The sequence below is a fragment of the Alcaligenes sp. GCM10023179 genome, assembly GCF_042653705.1.
Lineage (GTDB): Bacteria > Pseudomonadota > Gammaproteobacteria > Burkholderiales > Burkholderiaceae_B > Alcaligenes > Alcaligenes phenolicus.
The window spans coordinates 2,018,745-2,033,153 of sequence record NZ_JBHSIQ010000001.1 but is presented as its reverse complement, the minus strand read 5'-3'; the positions used below and the strand labels follow the sequence as shown (position 1 = coordinate 2,033,153).

Below are 14,409 nucleotides of genomic sequence, written 5' to 3'. Positions count from 1 at the left end.
CCGTTCTGCTGTTTTGGGCTGGCCTCAGGCGTAAGCAGGCTCTGGGGCAGTCGCAGGCACAGGTACATGAGACGGAATGGCCGCTGGCGGCATCAGGGTGTGGTGAGGGGCCAACGCAATGCTGTCCTTGCACGGAGGCCCCCGTCGTTTGCGGATATGAACATCCAGCCAGGGCTGCCCCTGCTGGTCTTGGCGAGTCTGAAGTTCAAGACGCAAAAGGGCGGGGCTGTTGGTCTGACTGTGCGCCGGACGTAAACAAAAAAACAGGCTGTCGCTATGGCTGGCTAATAGCTGTAGTTGACGCAAGGCCGCTAAAGGCACATGGGCAGGCAGCCAGCTCAGCACAGCCGCACAGTGGCCGTGACGCAAGGCCTGGGCACTGGCCCACAAGGTATCGTTCAGGTGCTGGCTGCGTATCCAGAGCATGCGGGCGGGCAAGGCGTTTTCTGATGAGCTGTTTTGCTCGTTCGTAACAGGAGTACCACGCCACAGTTGTTGCATGGGTTGATAGGGCGGGGCGACTAAAACACGCAAGCGCTCTGCCTGCAGCGTATTCAAGACTGGCAACAACAAGGACAAGGCACTGCTGTCTTGCTGTGCATGCAGTTCGATCAGACTGCCCACAGGCCAGCCGCCTCCTGGCAGTTCGTCATCCAGGGCGGCAAACCCGCTGGGCAGGCAAGTGCCTGCGGCATGCGCATAATGCTTGCCTGTCCAAAGGGAAGGGTGAAGATCTAAAAGGGAACGAAGTGCGCTTGCCATAGGTATGCTCCTGATTGCTGTATAAATATACAGTAAATCTGTTTGCCAGCAAACCAGGCATCTGTTTCAAAGCAGAACTTTTATATACTGTGGCCTTCTGTTTGGCGCTCTCGCATGAATTCTTCCCCTTCTACCCGACCAGGCCGCTGTGCACAGTGTCAGCGGCCTTTGGCTCGTTGCTTGTGTCCCTTGATCCCTTCGATAGAAGCGGCGTGTCCTGTGCTGATTTTGCAGCACCATTCCGAAGCCCGGCATGCGCTTAATACTGCGCGCTTGGCGTATTTGGGTTTGAAGGGGACAGAGCTCTGGGTGGGAGAGCAGTTTGCTGGGCTGGAGGCCCGGCTGGCACAGGCGCATCGTCCGATTTTGCTGTTTCCGGGACCAGAAGCCAAGGTGGCGGGCTCAACAGGCCCAGAGGAGAAGCCGGATCTGATCGTGGTGCCAGATGGCACCTGGCGCAAGGCACGCCTGATCTTGCACAGCAATCCGGTTTTGCAAGCCCTGCCGTATTGGGTATTGCCTGAAGGACAGGCGTCGCGCTACAGACTGCGTAAAGCGCCCGACCCGCAGGCTGTGTCGACCTTGGAAGCAATTGTCCGGCTGATGCAGATTATGGAGCCGGAGCGGGATTTCAGCCCTTTGCTCCGGCCCTTCGAGCAGTTGATTGAAGAGCAAATCCAGGCCATGGGCCTGGAGACGTATCAGCGTAACTATCCTACTTCCAGGTGAAGTTCAGTTCGCGGGGCTGGCCTTCAACAATAGTGGCCTGACGCTCCTGGGTCTGGCCCTGGTAAGTGGCAAATACCTTGTAATTGCCGGGGCCAAGACGGATCAGGCAGTAGGGGCCGTCGATCAGGCTGTTCAGCACGGTTTGGTCGTTGCTGTTACGGATAACCAGCTGCACATCGGAGATATAGCCGACGCGCTCACCCTGGTTGGCTGAAAAGTTCACGGATAAGGGAAAGGTGTTGCGCACCATGCGAAACAGCTGGGCTTCATCACTACCTATGCCGCCGCTGATGTATTCGGTTGAACCGTAATACTGGCTGGGGGGCAGTTCCTGGGCGTGCACAATGGGGCTGCTCAATAAGGCCAGCGACATGGCAATGCCGATCAATGAAAGACGAGGACTCATGAGGTTTCCTTGCTTGAAGTAAGGTGGCTAAGCGGGCCCTCAGGGGCCCTGTTGCTGTTATGAGAGGGGTGGGGCTGGCTGTCAGGATGAAAGCTGGGCCACAACAAAGGCCAGTCATGCTGACGGGTCGGTTCTGCCTGCGGATTGAAACTGCGTTCACGCAGCATTCCATGTCCGCGCTGATTCATAGTGATGACGGTGGTGCAGCGAGTGCCGTAATTGGGGCTGACAATAAACGGGCTGCTTAACAAGCGTTCGTGCTCAAGACTTAAGCCGGTTTGGGGCAAGTCGGCATCGGCTGCGACTTCCTGATTGCGTAAACCCTGGAACAAGCCTTCTACCGCTGGTGGCGAGCCATCAAAATGCTGTGCCTGCAGGGTTTCTTTCAGGAACAGGCTTTTGGGCCAAGGTGTATTAAGCCAGGCATTGCTCAGAACATGTACGCCTGGTTCCAGCATGTGCGGGCTGCCACTGGGATGACGGTTGCTGTAATAGCCCATGCGTAAAGGCTGTTGCTTGTCCGGCCATTCCAGCACAAAAAGATTGAAGCCTGCGTAATCGGCTCCTTCCTGGGCGAGTTGTTCCAGATAGTCGGCGGGACTGCGCTCGTCTCTTAGAAACTGGGGGATCAGTTCGCCGCGTGAGCGTTGCTTGCTGTTTTTGTTGCTGGGGGCTTCGCGGTAATTGGTCAGCAAGGCTAGCCGTCCACGGCTTTGTGTCAGGCCCAGCCAGGTGCCCCCGGCTTGCAGGTCCCGACCCGCCAGAATATCGGGCTCGTCCCGCCAAGGTTGAGCCGCTTGGCTGGGGCGAGCATGATATTCGTCGCGATTGGCAGCAATAATCAGCGGCCAATCCGCATTAACTCCGACGGCGATATAAGCGATGCACATGTGCCGATTGTAGGATGGCTATGCAGGCTTTGGTAGCCAAAGTACCGCCAAGTTCCGCTTTTTTTCTCGGGATTGAGAATGTCACTTCAGGCTGGGTGTTCCGGTCTTGGGCACCAGGTTTAAAGCGTCCAGGAAAGGGCGTCGTAGTTTTGGGCCAGACGTACGACGGTGACACCCGGACGTAGCTGGCGCAGTGAAGGCATGACCAAGGTGCAGTTATCGTAGGGCGTCAGCAAAGCTTGACCATCAGCTTGGCCGATCGCCGTGCCTGCATCGGCCAAGGTTTCCAGGCCTTGCCAGTTCTGATCAAAACTGACTTGCATGGAAGGGGCGACAATCGCATGGGTGACTTGCAGAACGCGTTGCGTATCGGGAGACGCTCGACGCCAGTCCGAGGGCAAATCCTCTTTTTCCACAATCTCGGAGGCGAGCAGAAAGCGGGCAATCAGGTCCAGTGCGATTGCCGGTGTATCAGGATCGCCATGAAAGCCGCATTCCAATAGTAAGGAGCGCGCTTCATGGGCTTCAGGGTCCGAGAATCGACCGTAATCGCGCATGCGTACGCCGTCCTGATGGCCGCTATCCACAATCACATGCTCGGGAGCGCCCAGAGTACGGGCCAGCTCGATATTGCGTGCCAAGGTGCCAGTCAATAACAAGGGGGCGCTGGGTTCATGCATGGAGTGCAGGTCCAGCAACCAGTCGGCTTGTTCCAGCCAAGGCAAAATCGCTCGTGCACGGCGCTGCTCTTGTGTCTGTGTTTGAGCCAGCTTCTGATCGCTCCAGACGCGGTTCATGTCTTCGTCCACGTAGCGGCTGGCATCGTGCTGCTCAGGATCAAAGCGATCAAAGGCGTCCAGATTGCAAAAGGCCAGAATCAGCTTGCCACGACGGGGCTCCAGGCCACTGGCCAACACGGCTTTCAAGGCCCAGGCCCCACAAAGTTCGTTGCCATGAATCAGGGCGCTGATCATTACGGTACGGCCCGCTTCGCCCGAGTCCAGGCACCAGATTCCAGGGACACCGGTATTGCCCTGACGCTCTTCTTGAATGTCAGGCAAGGAAAGAGAAAATTGCATGGAAAGACTCCAGCGCCCCAGCAGCTAGCCGGGGCCCATGTGTTTTATTCGGCTTGCAGCTTGGCCAGTTCGACCAGACGAGCATATTTGTCGACCTCTTTGGCCTGGAACTCTGCCGCGTTCATGCCGGGGGCGTAAAGCGTGGCTCCATTGGATTGCATTTTCTCTTGCAAGTTGGCCGATTGCAGGCTGCTGTCCAGAGCCTGACGCAAGGTGCTGGTGACGGATTCAGGCAAATCCTTGGGGCCATACAAACCAAACCAGACGTTGATGTCGACCTTTTCAAAGCCGGGCGTATCGGCCAGGGGCGGGATCTCCGGGGCAGCAGGAGAGGCATGGGTTTCGGTAATGCCCAAAGGCACGATGGCGCCTGCGCGAGCTTGTGACAGGCCCGAGGACAGCACAAGGTAAGCTGTATCCAGTTGACCGCTCATCAAATCCGAAACCAGGGGTGGGACGCCACGGTAGGGCACGTGCATGGCGGTGGTGCCGGTCGAGGCGTTCACCATTTCACCGGCCAGGTGCAAGGTAGTACCTACGCCGGAGGAACCAAAGCTGAAGGCTTCCGGTTTGGCTGCCCGCAGCTTTTGCGCATAGTCTGCCGCGGAGCGAATACCGGACTCTTTGGAGGCTGCCAGCAACAAGGGCTGGGAGGCAATCATGCCAATAGGCGTGAAGTCTTTTTGCCCGTCGTAGCGCACGGCTTTGTTGATCATGCCGGCGATGATCATCTCGTTGGTAGAACCCAGCAGCAGGGTATAGCCGTCGGCAGCCGCACGTTGCACGCGTTGAGCACCAATGGTGCCACCGGCACCGCCTGCGTTTTCCACGACGACGCTTTGGCCCAAACGGCTGCTGAGTTCTTCGGCCAGCAGGCGGGCAGTCAGATCCACGCTGCCTCCGGCGGGATAACCCACGACCAGAGTCAGGCTGCGTGAGGGGTAGGTGTCGGCGTGGCTGATTGAGGCTTGCAAGAGGCTACAGGCGCCCAGAATGCCAAGGACCAAGCTGCGCTTGGGAAAAGAAAAAGACATGATGTGCTCCCCGTTCGATGGATAGGTTTCCAAGCAGCGGCCAGTGTGCGCGCTGCGGGCCTGTTTATCCTTAGTTATGAAAGGGTATTGTGTCTGCTGTGGCTACTTGCGATGTGCCGTTACAGCACATAGGCGTGCTTTTTCGGTTGTTTGTGTGTTTATCGCCCCTGCTGGGTGAAGGCCCAGACGGACTCTGCCAGATCCGAGAGCGGGGCTCGGGAGCGATACAGACGAACTTCAAAGGCAATCTCGTCGCCTTTGCCGCCCAATTGCACCAGCGTGCCGCGACGACATTCATTGGCAATCATGGACAGGGGTAACCAGGCTACGCCCATGCCTTTCAATACCGAGCCCATTGCCGTATCCAGAGAATCGCAACGCACCGTGCTGACCAGGGGATAGGGAAAGTGGTGCAGCTTGTCACCCAGAATGCGGGCCATAGCCAAGCCGCCTGAATATGAAATCAAAGGAATGCTGCGTCCGCTATCGGCATTGAGTTCATATAAAGGTGTGCCGTTCTTGCGGCGCTGACAGGTAGGCACCAATTTGTCAGTGGCGATGGTCATATACGTCACTTGCTCGGCCAGCAGTTCAATTGACAAGGCCGGGTGTTCATAACAGCACAGAAAGTCGGTTTTGCCTTGGGCCAACAGCTTGGCCATATCGGCCATCATGCCGGTGCTGATGTCGATAGGCACATGGGCCGACAAAGGGGCGTGGCTGCCTTTTTGCAGACGGCTGACCCAGTCCGTGACCAAGGTGCGTGCCAGGCTACGGCCGGTAGCAATGCGCAAGCTGCCTTGTCCGGCTTGATCCGAGGCCTGCAATTGCCGACGAACGCGGTTCAGTTGTTCCAGCACTTGATTGGCCGTGTTGTAAAACACCTGTCCTTCCGGCGTTAGCGTGATGGGCAGGCTGCTGCGCTCCACCAAGGGTGTGCCTACCCATGTTTCCAAGGCCCGAATGCGGCGTCCAAATGCTGGATGTGTGACGTGGCGTTGCTCTGCTGCCCGAACAAAACTGCCCGCACGAGCCAGGGTTACGAAGTCTTCAAGCAGTTTGAGCTGGGGCACGAAGGGCGTCTTACAGCATGGCCAAGCCGTTGGATTTTTCAACCAGATCGCGGATACGTACGGCGTCACCGATACGCGAGTAACGTCCCGAGGAGTTCAGCAGCACAATAGCCACTTCACGATCTTCGATCTTGGTCAGCATTACCAGGCATTCGCCCGCTTCGTTGATGAAGCCGGTTTTGGAGACCTGAATATCCCAATTGGCGTTTTTCACCAAACGATTGGTATTGTTGAACACCAGTTGGCGACCACGTACAGGCTGCACGGAGTATTGATCATTCGTGGTGTATTGCTGGATACGGGCATGCTGGCTGGTGGCCGTCAGCAACTTGACCAAATCACGCGGGCTGGATACGTTGTCGCTGGACAAGCCGGTAGGCTCTACAAAACGCGTATTGCGCATACCCAAGGCACGTGCCTTGTCATTCATGGCGCGCACAAAAGCAGACAAGCCACCGGGATAGCTGCGCCCCAATGCGTGGGCAGCCCGGTTTTCCGACGACATCAGGGCCAGATGCATCATGTCGGCACGGCTCAGTTTGGAGCCAACGCTAAGACGCGAGCTGGAATATTTGACGCGGTCCACATCTTCGTCGATGATCTCCAGCATTTCATCCATGGGCAGGCCGGATTCAGCCACGACCAGGGCTGTCATCAGCTTGGAGATGGAGGCAATGGGACGAACGGCGTCGCTGTTTTTCTGGTACAGCACAGTAGACGATTCCAGATCCTGCACAAAGGCAATTTCCGAACGCAGGGCCGCGTGCTGGATCAGGGCGTCGTGTTTAAGGGCATTAAGCGCGCGGCGGCTATCGTTCTCGCTATAGCTGATAGGCTGCAGGTTTTTCTCGAAAACCAGATGCGGCACGTTGTAGCTGATGGCGGCTGTGGCTTCATCCAGTGTGGATGGCTCGGCCAGCGCCAGTGTCTGCGCAAAGGACGAAATCGAAAAAGGCGCTAAAAATAAAACACATAGCGCACGTCGAATGAATTTATTTGTTCTGGTCTGAGGCATTTTTCAGTTCCCGGTAGGCGAGAAACAGAAGGGCGGAGAGAATTTATGCGCTTATGCTACCAGAAAAAATCCTCTTTATATTAGTATCTTACGGCTCAAAGTTAAAAAAAAATTAAGATGTCTGCGCGGTATCATTAAGAAACTTATTTTTATCTGTATAAAAACACAGCCTATGTTTTTTCTGAAAGTCCAAAATAATAAAAAACCTGTTTTTATAAACAGTTTTTTAAATCGATTCCTGCTTTCTATGGTCCTGGTTTCATTACCGCTGGCCAGTCATGCTGCCTCCTTGGCCTGGGACGGGGAACAGCTTAGCAATGCCATCACCACCAGCTCGCCCAGCACCCAGCAAAGCTTCCTGCCCGCAGAGGCGGTGCGAGCACAGGCTTCAAGCATAGGCAAGGTGGAAGTCAGTTATCACCACAATGGGCGCGCCATTCTGAAAAGCCGTTTGTGCTTGCAAGGCGGCTCCTGTGTGGACATGAATGGTTCGGTATTAAGTACCAGGGCCTTTGCCGGTCAGGATGCGCGTCTTGGCTTTGTGCTGGTGCATGAGGTGTGGAGCTGGGCGGGTAGCACAGAGCCTGTGCGTGTGCAGGCCTCGATACGGGTGAATTACCAGCGCTAGCCTGAAATGAGGCGGTCTCCCAATAAACGATTTAATTACTCTTGTACTTGATCCACCTCAAAGTCCAGGCCTAAAGAAACCTGCCGTACTGCCGATATGTAGTCCTGATGCCCATCGGGCCATAACCAGGACTTGTGCATGAACCCCTCTACTCTGATCGGCATCGTAGCCAGCGTGCTGCTGTTTGCCGTGATCTTGTTTTTTACGGCAGAAAACCCCGCCTTGTTTGTGGACCTGCCCAGTCTGGCCGTGGTGCTGGTAGGTACCTTGGCCGCGACGTTCATCAGTTATCCCTTAAGCGAAGTTGTCCGTATTTTTGGTCTGATCGGCACCGTGCTGCGCAATGAACGCCTGTATACCCAGCAGGATATGGACGAGCTGATCAATATCTCCCGCCTGTGGATGATGGGGGATATTCGCGCGGTGGAAGAGGCACTGGAAAAAGTGGCCAACCCTTTTCTGAAAACCGGCGTTCAGCTGGTGATTGATCGGGCACCCCAGGAAGATATTGAAGACCTTTTGCAATGGCGTATCAGCCGTTTGCGTGCTCGTGAACATGCAGAAGCGCAATTGTTCCGTTTGATGGCCAGCTTCGCGCCCGCCTTCGGTATGGTCGGCACGCTGATTGGCCTGGTCAACCTGATGTTTTTGCTGGGCGATGGCGACATTACGTCTATTGGTCAGCAAATGGCTCTGGCCTTGATGACGACGTTCTACGGCGTGCTGCTGTCCAATCTGGTCTTCAAGCCCGTGGCGGTGAAGCTGGAGCGTCGTACCGAACAGCGTGTGGTTCTGATGAACATGATCATGCAAGGTGTGTCCATGATGAGCCAGCGCCGTGGCCCGGCCTTGATGCGTGAGACGCTGAACTCCTTCATGGCTCAGTATCAGGACGAGATCAATGACCGGGGCGGCCGCGACGATGATGCGGACCCGGCTCCGGAACGGGGCTGATCCCATGGGAAACATGGAGCAGGACCTGACTTTGGGTGAACTTGCTGACCGCCAGAAAGCCTTGCAAAAGGAACTGGAGCAAGCTCGCGGTGCCAAAATCGAACAACAACTGGCCAGCAATCTGGGCAGTCGTCGTCGTAGCCGCCCCTGGAATGATCCAGGGCTGGCGGTGCCCGAGGAAGAAGAAGCCTGGTTGACCACGTATCTGGACATGATGACCTTGTTGCTGGTCTTGATGATTGTGATGCTGTCCTTTGCGGGTAAGCGGGCACAAACGGCGGCGCAGGGACAAGGGCAGGGAGGGGCTACGGTCGTGGCGCAAGCAGGCAAGGACGGAGCCGGCTTGCTGCCTGCTGGGGCAGGCCTCTTCCCGGACTCTGGTCAGGGTGAAGGACAAGGCAAAGGCAATCACGGTCTGGATCTGGACGGATTGGGCGACAATATTGATGTGGTCATGAACGACCAATCCGTGAGCTTTCGTATCAATAGCGAAATTCTGTTTAACTCGGGCGGTGCGGATCTGGGGCTGGAAGGTTTGACGGTATTACGCCAACTGGCTGCCGTACTGCAGAAATCCACCCATCCTATTGTGATTGAAGGTCATACGGACTCGGTGCCGATTCGTAGTTATCGCTACCCATCCAACTGGGAACTATCAGGTGCGCGTGCCGGTAGTGTGGTGCGTTATATGGAAGCCAACGGAATTGGCAGCCAGCGACTGAGCGCTGTCGGTTATGCCGATACCCGGCCTTTGGGGGATAACGGCACCTCGCAAGGCCGTGCGACGAATCGACGGGTTGAAATTATTGTGCAGACTCCCCAAGCACAGCCTGAAAGCCCGGTCCCATAAGCCTTTAAAACAAAACCCCGGTTTGCAACATACAAACCGGGGTTTTTGTTTCAAGCCGAAACTCGGCGCATCTGACTTAGTCCAGTACGCGCGTGGAGGAAGCCAGAGACCCTAGATCGAACTTGGGCAGGTGACGACGCAAGGGCATGACCAGAACACTGATCACTACCGGCACAATCGCGGCCAGCAGGAAGGACTCCAGCAAGTAATCCATAGGACCATTGGGGCGCGGGAATACGGCCAGACCGGCGACCAGACCACCGATGGTGCTGATGGTGGCCGTAAAGCCATCGTAGCGGCGGCTGTAAAGGCCAAAGAAAACCGGGAAGGCCGCTGCCGAGCACAGCAAGTCCGCCAGCAGGAACAAGTACAGTACGCTAAAGCCTTGTGAGGAGGCGTACAGCACAGGGATGGAGCAAATCCAGATCAGGGAACGCGCCAGACTCATCATTTGAGCGGTGTTGCGATGCGGCATGATGCGGCTCAAGTCCACGGCAATCAGGCTGGAGACAGCGCTGATTGCGGTATCGGCACTGCTCATGACCAGGGACAGGCCTAACGGAATCAGCAGCACCAGGAACCAGACAGGTACGTGCGGCAAAATTACATTGAACAAGGCCACGGAGCTGTCACCGGGCGAGCCCAGACCGACAAAGGCCAGGCCAAACAGGCCCATCAGAAAAATGAAAGGTGCTACAAACAAGCCGCCCAACAAAAAGCCGCGACGCATGGACTTGGTGTCTTTGGCGGCATAGATACGTTGCCAGTTACCTTGGTGAAACAGGCCGGTCAGCAAGATGGCGACAAAGAACGTCAGGCCAGCCTTCACGCCTACGGGATCGCTAAGCTCGATCAGGCGTGGGGCTTCCAGTTTCACGCTGTCAAACAACTGTACCGGGCCGCCCACCGCCTGCCAGCCGAACATCACGATCAGGAACAGCATGGGCAGAATCACAAACATCTGCACCTTGTCGGTGAAGATGGACGCGCGCAGCCCGCCGTAAGAGGTGTAGATCAGCGTGGCCAGCAACACAATGCTGGCCGTGACCCATAAAGGAATCGGGGCAATCAAGGTAATCATCTTGGACATGGCGGTGATTTCTGCCGTCATGGAGATGAACATGTAAAACAGCATGATGACCAGGGTCAGCGCATACATGGGACGACCGTAGCGGGCGATGACAAACTCGCTCAGGCTATGGCCGCGAGGCAGCAATTCGCGCATGCGCTTGCCGAGTGGAATCATGGCCAGACGGGGCGACATGGAGCCAATGGCATAGCCGATGACAGCGCTTAAACCGCCCCAGCTGGCTGCCTGTGCGGGCGAAAACAGAATCCAGGCACCCAGCGAGGAGGCCAATAAAGTCAGAATGGTAGCGACCGAGCTTTGGCTGTTGCGAGCCACCACAAAGTCTTCCAGGGAACTGTTGTAGTGGCGGGCGTACAGCACCCCAGCCAAGGCAAAAGCAGCGGAAAAAACGATGAGCCACAGGAGGGTGGCACTTTGGTCCAGCATGAGATCTCCCCAAAAGCCTGTTTGAACAGGCACAAACCGGCCAGTCTGGCAGGGTGCCAGAGCAGGGCGCAGAAAAATGGAGGGATTGAAATGGGGCGTGTGAGCTTGTGAATGCGCCGCTCAGACAAGAGCGGGCAGGCTGCCAGGCCGCGTTTCCTTTCCCTTCGCCGGCATGATCCGGATCAGGTTCTAAGGGTTACCGCTTGAATGCGGAGTCTCAGCCCGTTAAGGACTCCCCCAGGAACAGGCTAGAAGAGTAGGAGAGCTTCTTTCAAATGTCAATAATACGGTTGAGTCCGATTTATGCTATGGTCTGCCTGCGGCACGGGGTGTCCTTCTTGGGAAGGGCTGAGATAAAACCCGTCGAACCTGATCCAGCTCATACTGGCGAAGGGATGTCCGAATCCATGGCCCTGCGTCTCAAGCAGGTCGACATCCTCGCCGAAATCTTGCAAGGAATGTCATGTCTGTGGAACACGTCTCGGAACTCTCTCAACAACTTGTTCTGGTCACCGGCGGCGCACGCGGCCTGGGGGCTTGTCTGGTACGCGCCTTTGCAGGCCAGGGCGCAAAAGTTGTGATCAATTACCTGAAAAGTGAAGCAGCCGCTCAGGCGCTGGCGGACGAATTTCCGCAGCAATGTCTGGCCGTGCAAGCGGACGTGACGGATGCGGCTTCGGTACAAGCCTTGTTTGCCAAGGCGCAGGCGCACTTTGGCCAGCCCGTCACTACCGTCGTCAATAATGCCTTGCCCGAGTTCTCCTTCAATGGCGATGCTCGCCCTCACGCCGACACCTTGACGTGGTCGCAGCTGAACCAGCAACTGGAAGGCATTGTGGGCGGTGCCTTGAATACAACGCAGGCTGCGTTGGCGGGCATGAAGCAAGCCGGTTTTGGCCGCATTATCAATATCGGCACGAACCTGTTTCAGAACCCCGTGGTGCCTTACCACGATTACACTGCGGCCAAGGCGGCCTTGTTGTCCATGACACGCACCTTGTCGCACGATCTGGGGCCCGATCAGATTACCGTGAACATGATTTCCGGTGGTTTGCTGCGCACAACCGACGCGTCCTCGGCCACGCCCGAAGCGGTGTTTGACTTGATTGCGGCCAGCACACCCTTGCGCCGCGTGACCACGCCCGAGGAATTTGCCGATGCGGCCTTGTTCTTCGCCGGTCCGTGGGCGCGTGCCGTAACAGGACAGAATCTGGTTGTTGACGGTGGATTGGTGAAAAACGGATGAGGCAGCTGCATTTCAATTTGTTCATTATGGGCTGCGGGCATCACAAAGCAGCCTGGCGCCATCCCGATTCTCAGGTCGAACGTTTAGGCGATGTCCGGTTTTACGAAGAGCTGACCCAGATTGCCGAGCGTGGCAAGCTGGATGCTATTTTCTTTGCCGATGGTCAGTCCAGCGATAACGTGTCCGATGGTCCGCGCTGGTTCCTCGAACCCTTGACCATGATGGCTGCGCTGGCGCGAGCCACCGAACGTATCGGTTTGATCAGTACCGTTTCCAGTACCTTCTACACGCCGTTTGTGGCGGCACGCATGTTGTGCTCTTTGGATCATGTATCCAATGGGCGGATGGGCTGGAACGTGGTGACATCCATGTTTGACTCGGAAGCGCGTAACCACGGCTACGAAGCCATGCCCGATCATGCTTGGCGCTATGCGCGGGCTGAAGAGTTTGTCGATACCGCATTGCAACTGTTCGACTCCTGGAGCGACAGTGCTTTGGTCATGGACAGAAAGGGCGATTACGCCAAAGTGGATCAGGTTCGCCAGATCCTGCATAAGGGCGATCACTTCCTGGTGGATGGGCCCTTGACCTTGCCACGTTCGCCGCAAGGCCAGCCGGTGCTGTTTCAGGCAGGTGCTTCTGAGCAAGGCCGTGATTTGGCCGCGCGCAAAGCGGAGGCTATTTACGCTGTGGCTTATGACTTGCCCTCGGCCCAATCCTATTACCGCGATATCAAACGACGCGTGCGTGAAGCGGGCCGCGGCGTGGATGTGCCCGTGATGCCGGGTTTGGTGACCTATGTGGGCTCCACCATGGAAGAGGCGCGCCGCAAGCAGCAAGAGCTGGACGAATTGCTACCCGCCGAGACATCCTTGCGTCAGCTGGGTATGTTTGTCGGCCAGGACTGCATGAATTGGGAGCTGGATGCGCCAGTGCCACCGCTGCCGCCGTTGGAAAGCTTCAAAGGCCCCAAAGGGCGCTATGCCACCATGCTGCGCATTGTGGAAATGGAAAAACCGACAGTGCGCCAGTTGCTGGGCCGAATCGCTGCTGGCGGCGGTCACTGCACCATGGTCGGTACGCCGGAGTCCATTGCGGATCAGATTGAGCAATGGTGGCGCAACGAAGGCGCGGATGGTTTTAACCTGATGCCGCCTTCCTTGCCCAATGGCATTCGTGACTTTGTTGAGCAGGTGATTCCGGTTCTGCAAAAACGCGGGCTGTTCCGTCAGGAATACGAGCATGCGACCCTGCGCGGCCACCTGGGCCTGGAGCGGCCTGCCGCCTGATGCCAGGGCAAGAAAAAAGCGGGCATTTCCATAGACGGATTTGTCCGCTTTTTCCCTAGGGTGAAGAGGCTACGACGTGCCTGAAGTTTGCTATCCTTAATGCTTTAATTGTCGCCTGCTTAACGAGCAGCGAGCTGTATAGGGATCGCACTATGAAAACCGCCGTTGTCACCGGGGCCTCCTCAGGGTTTGGGGCTGCGCTTGCCCGTAAATTGGTATCTGAAGGACACACCGTGCTGGGTCTGGCGCGTCGCCAGGACAAGCTCGATGCCCTGGCCGCCGAGCTGGGCGAGCGTTTTGTACCGGTCAGCGTGGATTTGACCGATCGTGCGCGAGCAGAAGCGGTTCTGGCTGATCTGACAGCTCGTTTTCCTAATATTGATGTGCTGATCAATAATGCCGGTCTGGCACTGGGCGTGGACAAGGCGCAAGACGCCAAGATGGATCAGTGGGACACCATGGTGGCCACCAATATCAGCGCGCTGTTGCACATTACGCACGCTTTGCTGCCGGGTATGGTCAAGCGCAATCAGGGCCACATCATTAATCTGGGGTCGACTGCGGGCGAATACGCTTATGCAGGCGGCAATGTGTATGGTGCTACCAAGGCTTTTGTGCATCAACTGGGCCTGAACCTGCGCGCCGACCTGTCGGGTACCGCAGTTCGTGTTTCTACCGTGGCTCCTGGCCTGTGTTCCGGTACGGACTTCTCGACTGTGCGTCTGGGCGATAAAGACAAAGCCGCTGCGTTGTACCAGAACGTGGATGCGCTCACGCCTGACGATATCGCCAATACCATTGCCTGGATCATGAACGCGCCTGCCCATATGAACGTCAACTACATCGAGTTGATGCCAGTGGCGCAAAGCTTTGCAGGCTTGAGCGTGCATCGCAAGGCTTAAACGTGGCGACCGGGCGCGGGTCTGGCTTGATTAGAC

The 14,409-nt window shown here is 56.6% G+C and carries 15 protein-coding genes and 2 riboswitches; of the genes, 7 read left to right on the top strand and 8 right to left on the bottom strand.

The window, feature by feature from the left end; translation table 11 throughout:
- Positions 1-24 precede the first annotated feature (24 nt).
- The gene (imuA, locus tag ACFPDR_RS09190; RefSeq protein ID WP_254003174.1) at positions 25-762 is read right to left on the bottom strand and encodes a translesion DNA synthesis-associated protein ImuA; all 738 of its coding nucleotides are present in this window, start codon (positions 760-762) and stop codon (positions 25-27) included.
- A 114-nt stretch (positions 763-876) separates the two neighbouring features.
- Here imuA and ACFPDR_RS09185 point away from each other — a divergent pair, with 114 nt between their 5' ends.
- Complete coding sequence (locus tag ACFPDR_RS09185; RefSeq protein WP_268378394.1) at positions 877-1,491, top strand: tRNA-uridine aminocarboxypropyltransferase; 615 nt, start codon at positions 877-879, stop codon at positions 1,489-1,491.
- Here ACFPDR_RS09185 and ACFPDR_RS09180 read toward each other — a convergent pair.
- From ACFPDR_RS09180 to pbpG, 6 genes are all read right to left on the bottom strand, one after another.
- A complete protein-coding gene (locus tag ACFPDR_RS09180) occupies positions 1,478-1,897 on the bottom strand; it encodes a carboxypeptidase-like regulatory domain-containing protein (RefSeq protein WP_009454198.1) in 420 nt (139 codons plus the stop codon). The two genes, ACFPDR_RS09185 and ACFPDR_RS09180, sit on opposite strands and share 14 nt — an antisense overlap.
- Positions 1,894-2,787: an NRDE family protein gene (locus ACFPDR_RS09175; protein ID WP_035273207.1), complete on the bottom strand. Its 894-nt coding sequence runs from the start codon at positions 2,785-2,787 to the stop codon at positions 1,894-1,896. The genes ACFPDR_RS09180 and ACFPDR_RS09175 overlap by 4 nt, the downstream gene beginning before the upstream one ends.
- 119 nt (positions 2,788-2,906) lie before the next feature.
- Positions 2,907-3,866, bottom strand: a complete 960-nt coding sequence (locus ACFPDR_RS09170; RefSeq protein WP_376911034.1) for a succinylglutamate desuccinylase/aspartoacylase domain-containing protein — start codon at positions 3,864-3,866, stop codon at positions 2,907-2,909.
- Between the two features lie 44 nt (positions 3,867-3,910).
- A complete protein-coding gene (locus tag ACFPDR_RS09165; RefSeq protein ID WP_021446611.1) occupies positions 3,911-4,900 on the bottom strand; it encodes a Bug family tripartite tricarboxylate transporter substrate binding protein in 990 nt (329 codons plus the stop codon).
- A gap of 158 nt (positions 4,901-5,058) precedes the next feature.
- On the bottom strand, positions 5,059-5,973 hold the full coding sequence (locus ACFPDR_RS09160) for a LysR family transcriptional regulator (protein WP_035273204.1): 915 nt from the start codon (positions 5,971-5,973) through the stop codon (positions 5,059-5,061).
- A gap of 10 nt (positions 5,974-5,983) precedes the next feature.
- The gene (gene pbpG, locus ACFPDR_RS09155; protein WP_088452837.1) at positions 5,984-6,988 is read right to left on the bottom strand and encodes a D-alanyl-D-alanine endopeptidase; all 1,005 of its coding nucleotides are present in this window, start codon (positions 6,986-6,988) and stop codon (positions 5,984-5,986) included.
- 247 nt (positions 6,989-7,235) lie between these two features.
- Between pbpG and ACFPDR_RS09150 the strand changes: the two genes are divergently transcribed.
- The 3 genes from ACFPDR_RS09150 (at position 7,236) to ACFPDR_RS09140 (ending at position 9,420) form a co-directional block, all read left to right on the top strand.
- Positions 7,236-7,616, top strand: a complete 381-nt coding sequence (locus tag ACFPDR_RS09150; protein WP_009454187.1) for a flagellar protein FlhE — start codon at positions 7,236-7,238, stop codon at positions 7,614-7,616.
- 138 nt (positions 7,617-7,754) lie between these two features.
- Positions 7,755-8,570, top strand: coding sequence for a motility protein A (locus tag ACFPDR_RS09145; protein WP_009454185.1), 816 nt, complete (start codon positions 7,755-7,757; stop codon positions 8,568-8,570).
- Positions 8,571-8,574: 4 nt separating this feature from the next.
- Entirely contained in the window at positions 8,575-9,420 is an 846-nt protein-coding gene (locus ACFPDR_RS09140) for an OmpA/MotB family protein (RefSeq protein WP_115633629.1), read from the top strand.
- Between the two features lie 76 nt (positions 9,421-9,496).
- On the opposite strand, the gene ACFPDR_RS09135 is transcribed toward ACFPDR_RS09140, so the two are convergent.
- Positions 9,497-10,936, bottom strand: coding sequence for a sodium:solute symporter family protein (locus tag ACFPDR_RS09135; RefSeq protein ID WP_035273195.1), 1,440 nt, complete (start codon positions 10,934-10,936; stop codon positions 9,497-9,499).
- Between the two features lie 141 nt (positions 10,937-11,077).
- A riboswitch (TPP riboswitch) is annotated at positions 11,078-11,185 on the bottom strand.
- Positions 11,186-11,251: 66 nt separating this feature from the next.
- Positions 11,252-11,349: riboswitch (TPP riboswitch) on the top strand.
- A gap of 50 nt (positions 11,350-11,399) precedes the next feature.
- On the opposite strand from ACFPDR_RS09135, the gene ACFPDR_RS09130 reads away from it, so the two are divergent.
- The 3 genes from ACFPDR_RS09130 to ACFPDR_RS09120 all read left to right on the top strand — a co-directional run bounded on the left by ACFPDR_RS09130 (position 11,400) and on the right by ACFPDR_RS09120 (position 14,373).
- Positions 11,400-12,182, top strand: a complete 783-nt coding sequence (locus ACFPDR_RS09130) for a 3-oxoacyl-ACP reductase (protein ID WP_257113548.1) — start codon at positions 11,400-11,402, stop codon at positions 12,180-12,182.
- A complete protein-coding gene (locus ACFPDR_RS09125; protein ID WP_035273191.1) occupies positions 12,179-13,471 on the top strand; it encodes an LLM class flavin-dependent oxidoreductase in 1,293 nt (430 codons plus the stop codon). Before ACFPDR_RS09130 ends, ACFPDR_RS09125 begins: the two co-directional genes overlap by 4 nt.
- A 152-nt stretch (positions 13,472-13,623) precedes the next feature.
- Complete coding sequence (locus ACFPDR_RS09120; protein WP_009458283.1) at positions 13,624-14,373, top strand: SDR family NAD(P)-dependent oxidoreductase; 750 nt, start codon at positions 13,624-13,626, stop codon at positions 14,371-14,373.
- The last annotated feature ends 36 nt before the right edge of the window (positions 14,374-14,409 follow it).

What these genes read in the sequence shown, in the direction of transcription:
- imuA (WP_254003174.1), bottom strand. Translation starts at nt 762, where the DNA reads ATGGCAAGCGCACTTCGTTCCCTTTTAGATCTTCACCCTTCCCTTTGG.
- ACFPDR_RS09185 (WP_268378394.1), top strand. Translation starts at nt 877, where the DNA reads ATGAATTCTTCCCCTTCTACCCGACCAGGCCGCTGTGCACAGTGTCAG.
- ACFPDR_RS09180 (WP_009454198.1), bottom strand. Translation starts at nt 1,897, where the DNA reads ATGAGTCCTCGTCTTTCATTGATCGGCATTGCCATGTCGCTGGCCTTA.
- ACFPDR_RS09175 (WP_035273207.1), bottom strand. Translation starts at nt 2,787, where the DNA reads ATGTGCATCGCTTATATCGCCGTCGGAGTTAATGCGGATTGGCCGCTG.
- ACFPDR_RS09170 (WP_376911034.1), bottom strand. Translation starts at nt 3,866, where the DNA reads ATGCAATTTTCTCTTTCCTTGCCTGACATTCAAGAAGAGCGTCAGGGC.
- ACFPDR_RS09165 (WP_021446611.1), bottom strand. Translation starts at nt 4,900, where the DNA reads ATGTCTTTTTCTTTTCCCAAGCGCAGCTTGGTCCTTGGCATTCTGGGC.
- pbpG (WP_088452837.1), bottom strand. Translation starts at nt 6,988, where the DNA reads ATGCCTCAGACCAGAACAAATAAATTCATTCGACGTGCGCTATGTGTT.
- ACFPDR_RS09150 (WP_009454187.1), top strand. Translation starts at nt 7,236, where the DNA reads ATGGTCCTGGTTTCATTACCGCTGGCCAGTCATGCTGCCTCCTTGGCC.
- ACFPDR_RS09145 (WP_009454185.1), top strand. Translation starts at nt 7,755, where the DNA reads ATGAACCCCTCTACTCTGATCGGCATCGTAGCCAGCGTGCTGCTGTTT.
- ACFPDR_RS09140 (WP_115633629.1), top strand. Translation starts at nt 8,575, where the DNA reads ATGGGAAACATGGAGCAGGACCTGACTTTGGGTGAACTTGCTGACCGC.
- ACFPDR_RS09135 (WP_035273195.1), bottom strand. Translation starts at nt 10,936, where the DNA reads ATGCTGGACCAAAGTGCCACCCTCCTGTGGCTCATCGTTTTTTCCGCT.
- ACFPDR_RS09130 (WP_257113548.1), top strand. Translation starts at nt 11,400, where the DNA reads ATGTCTGTGGAACACGTCTCGGAACTCTCTCAACAACTTGTTCTGGTC.
- ACFPDR_RS09125 (WP_035273191.1), top strand. Translation starts at nt 12,179, where the DNA reads ATGAGGCAGCTGCATTTCAATTTGTTCATTATGGGCTGCGGGCATCAC.
- ACFPDR_RS09120 (WP_009458283.1), top strand. Translation starts at nt 13,624, where the DNA reads ATGAAAACCGCCGTTGTCACCGGGGCCTCCTCAGGGTTTGGGGCTGCG.